The organism is Edaphobacter sp. (assembly GCF_035532915.1).
GTDB lineage: Bacteria > Acidobacteriota > Terriglobia > Terriglobales > Acidobacteriaceae > Edaphobacter.
This window is the reverse complement of sequence record NZ_DATKQC010000350.1, coordinates 1-4,440: the sequence shown is the minus strand read 5'-3', so window position 1 is coordinate 4,440 and position 4,440 is coordinate 1. Positions and strand designations below refer to the sequence as shown.

The window sequence follows — 4,440 nt, the reverse complement described above, 5'->3', positions numbered from 1 at the left end:
GAACCCGCGACCTCTGCCGTGACAGCAAACCTACCACGCGTAACTTATAGAAATCAGGGGCACGAATGGCCAGTTTGAGCGCCCTGAGACACCCTTGGCAACGCTTATTGGACCCTTATCGAACCCGCGTCCTCTGCCCTTGAGACCTCTGCCCACGCCGCAGGAATGCTGGCGATTTCGCGCAAAATCTCTGCCCAAAATCTTCCAAATAAATGTAGATTCCATTCCAAACTCTGCCGCAGATCGGCAGAGGCCGTGGGTCCCGAAGTTCATCAGACTACGATATCGACGAATCCTACGTCGCGGTTGCCCAAGCCTCCGATAGCACCTCGGCTTGCTCCAGAACAGTTTGTGTCGCACGCTCCTGCTTGTCTGGGGGGTAGCCGTACTTCTTCAGGATGCGCTTGACGATCACACGGAGCCTGGCCTGCACGTTCTCTCGTTGTGTCCAGTCAAGACTGATATTCCTGCGGACGTTTTCGACCAGCTCTCGCGCGATGGTGCGGAGAGAATCATCTCCTAATACCTGAACCGCGCTGTCGTTGACTTCCAATGCGTCATAAAACGCGAGTTCGTCTTCGTTTAAGCCGAGATTTTCTCCGCGTTTCGCTGCTTCACGCAGATTCTTCGCCAAGGCAATCAGTTCTTCAATCACCTGTGCCGTTTCGACCGCCCGATTTTGATAGCGCCGGAGCGAAGCCTCTATAAGCTCAGAGAATTTACGGGCCTGAACAACATTGCGCCTTGAGCGCGTCCTGATCTCTCCACGGAGGAGCTTTTGCAGAAGTTCCACAGCAAGATTCCGTTGCGGCATCGACTGTATTTCAGCAAGAAATTCGTCCGACAGAATCGACAGATCAGGCTTCTTCAATCCAGCAGCGGCAAAGATGTCCACGACATCTTCCGACACAATCGCGTTCGATACGATCTGGCGGATCGCGTGCTCCGTGTCCACGGGACGAACCTGCTGCGTTGGCGTCTTCGCCAGTACGGACTTCACGGCCTGAAAAAATCCCACATTATCCCGGATGCGGATGGCTTCTTCGTGTGGAACGGCGAGTGCGAAGGCATGAGAGAGTTCCGCAACGGTGCTGCTTAGCTTCTCCCGGCCCTCCTGCTGTGCGAGGATGTGCTCCTGCGCTCCCGGAAGCAATTCCACTTTGGCCGCAGGCGTTGCCGTGCTCCACCCTGACCAGTCAAAGCCATCGAAGAGTTCGCAGCACTCTTCGTGCTTCCTCAGCATCAACTCCACGGCTTCGTGCTGGGGCCGCGTCAGGTCGCCTTCCCCGCCACCTTCCGTATAGGTTGAAAGCGCCTTCTTCAGCTCCTGCGCAATGCCGAGATAGTCCACCACCAAGCCGCCAGGTTTGTCGCGGAACACGCGATTGACGCGGGCAATCGCCTGCATCAGGCCGTGCGCATGCATGTACTTGTCGATGTACATGGTATGCAGGCAAGGCACGTCGAACCCAGTCAGCCACATATCGCGGACGATGACCAGACGGAGTGGATCGTTGGGCTTCTTGAAGCGTTCGGCAATGGCCTCCCGCCGTTTTTTGTTGCGGATGTGGGATTGCCACTCTAGCGGGTCGGTCGCACTTCCCGTCATCACAATCTTGATTGCGCCCGTTGCGTCGTCTTCGCTGTGCCACTTTGGCCGTAGCGCGACGATCTCGCGGTACAGTTCCACACAGATCCGGCGGCTCATGCTGACAATGAGGGCTTTCCCTTCCATCGCTTCGCACCGCTCCTCGAAGTGGTCCACCAGGTCTTTCGCGATGATCTTGATTCGCTTTTCCGTGCCAACAATGGCCTCGACCGCCGCCCAGCGTGTCTTCAGACGCTCCCTGTGGCTCAGCTCTTCCGTCTCGGTAGCTTCCTCAAAGCTGGAGTCCAGTTGCGGCTTCAACGTCTCATCCAGATCGAGTTTGACGAGCCGGTTCTCGTAGTAGATGGGCACCGTTGCGCCATCGGCCACCGCGCGTTGAATGTCATAGACCGAGATCGTGTCGCCGAAGACCGCCGTGGTGCTGGCGTCGGTCTTTTCAATCGGCGTTCCGGTGAAGCCGATGAACGAGGCCCCCGGCAAGGCATCCCGCATGTGCCGCGCGAAACCGTCGATAAAGTCGTACTGGCTGCGGTGCGCCTCGTCGGCAATCACAATCACGTTGCGTCGGTCTGTTAACTCCTCCTGCTGGTCACCTGCGTCCGGAGCGAACTTCTGAATCGTCGTGAAGACAATTCCGCCTGAAGAGACGCTTAGCAGTTGGCGGAGATGCTCCCGGCTCGCAGCCTGCATCGGCGGCTGGCGCAGCGTCTCATGGCAGCGGGAGAAGGTGCCGAAGAGCTGGTCGTCCAGGTCGTTCCTGTCCGTCAGGACGACAATCGTTGGATTCTGCAAGCGCGGATCGAGCGCCAGCCGTCCCGCATAAAAGACCATCGTCAGGCTCTTGCCGGAACCCTGCGTGTGCCAGACGACGCCGGCGCGGCGGTCGCCCTGGCTGTCCGCTGCGGCAATCGTCGCGTCGATGGCATGGTTCACCGCGTGGAACTGGTGGTATCCGGCAACCTTCTTCACCGTACCCGTCTTCTCTTCCTCGAAGACGATGAAGTAGTGCAGGTAGTCCAGCAGTCGCTGCCGGTCGAAGAGTCCCTCGATCACCACGCGCAACTGAGGAATGGTCGCGGGCGCGGGCTTCTCGCCTTCAATCGTGCGCCACGGCAGAAAGCGCTCCGGCGGCGAGGTCAGCGAGCCGACGCGGGCCTCCATGCCGTCCGAGATGCAGAGCAGCGCGTTGTGGACGTAGAGCGACGGAATCTGGTGTTTATAGGTCTGGAACTGGTCGTAGGCGGCCCAGATGGTGGCCTTCTCGTCGGTCGCGTTTTTCAGTTCGATCCCTGCGATGGGCAGGCCGTTCAGAAAGAGCAGAATGTCGGGCCGCCGCACGTGCTGGCCTTCGCGCACGGTGAACTGGTTCACGGCCACCCAGTCGTTGTTTTCGGGATGGTCGAAGTCCACCACGCGCACGGGAAAGCCGCCCAGCGTTCCGTCCGGGCGCGCAATCTCCACCGCAACGCCATCGGTCAGCATCCGCCATGCGGCGCGGTTGCGCTCCAGCAGGCTCGGCCCATCTACGATGGTCAGCTTGCGCAGCGCGGCCTCGATGGCGTCCTGCGAGAGCACAGGGTTCAGCCGTTGCAGCGACTGGCGCAGCCTGCGCTCCAGCACCACATCGCGAAAGTCCGGATCGGTGCGCTCGGCAGCGGGCATTCCGGAGGCAATCTCCGGCCCATGCAGAATCGTCCAGCCCCTGGCCTCTAGCCATTCGAGCGCGGCCTCTTCGACAACGGATTCGGTAAACTTGTTTTCCAGCAATCCGCTTACTCCGATTTGCAACTAACGTTAACTGCTCAAGGCCACGCCGGTGGCTTTGGATTCCTTTGTAATGAAGTTCCTAAGAAGGTATCCGTGGACTTTATCCTGCAAGCTTTTCACGGTGGCTCCTATCAGAAAGCTCGCAATGCTGAACAGCAGACATGCAGCAGACCCTACCATCAGAATCCATCCACCCAACCGGTTCGTAGATCTCAATCCAACCCCTTCGAGCAACCCAATGACGAGCAAGAGCACAATAAAGGCTCCGATGCCTCGCGTAATCCGTCGCGCGGATTTGTCGCACTTCCAGTACAGGCGCTCCTGTAGGCGATTTCGCTTTTCACTTTCAGCATTGAGCTCTTGTTTGGTTCCTTGATGGGCCTGTACTTCATCAGCCGTCTTCGTAGCTTCCTCTCGTTTGATCTCAGCAGTCACGCGGCCTAGCGTTTGGATCACTGTCTCCTCGGTTAGAGCCGAGTCGTCTCCGAGCGTCAGCTTCATCAATTCCTCGTTAGCAAGCGAAGTACTTCGCAAAAGTTGATGATCGCGCTCAGTGATTCTATTATTCTTCTGTAGTTTTTCGACCTCTGACAGAAATTTGTCCAGGAGTTCGCGTGATGGCTGAAGAGCAGCATAAGAGAATGCCAAAACCTCGATCCTCGGTAGCCCTGGAGCACCGATGGGGGCTTTGAGCCAAGCCATGTTCGCTAGACTAAAATCAGTAATTACACTGGAGACGTCTCGGCTTTGTTCAACGTTTTGCCCATACGCGTACGCTGCTCGTGCAAATCCTGAATTGCTTGTGACTAGCGTGGCGCGCGACTTCTCAACAGATGCTGGATTACTGTGCCCGCGCAGGACGTAAATGCTGCGAACGGAGTTGACATCGTATTGCTTAGCGCGCGGATTAAAATATGACACTCCATCATCTAAAACCTGTTCAAACGCCTGCTGATCAATTTGGAACCGGTCGACATAAGGCGGCGTATCGTCGATATCTATTTTGGCTTGCTGCAACTCCTCATCTGCCTTCCCCGCGAGAAGAATAAGGTCTGATTTGGTGA

General features: G+C 57.3%; 2 protein-coding genes. Both read right to left on the bottom strand.

The genetic code is table 11. From position 1 onward, the window contains the following. Nucleotides 1–295: 295 nt before the first annotated feature. Complete coding sequence (locus tag VMU57_RS16675; protein ID WP_325385441.1) at nt 296–3,376, bottom strand: type I restriction endonuclease subunit R; 3,081 nt, start codon at nt 3,374–3,376, stop codon at nt 296–298. Nucleotides 3,377–3,403: 27 nt separating this feature from the next. Further along, on the bottom strand, nt 3,404–4,440 hold a 1,037-nt coding region (locus VMU57_RS16670), incomplete at its 5' end, for a hypothetical protein (RefSeq protein ID WP_325385439.1).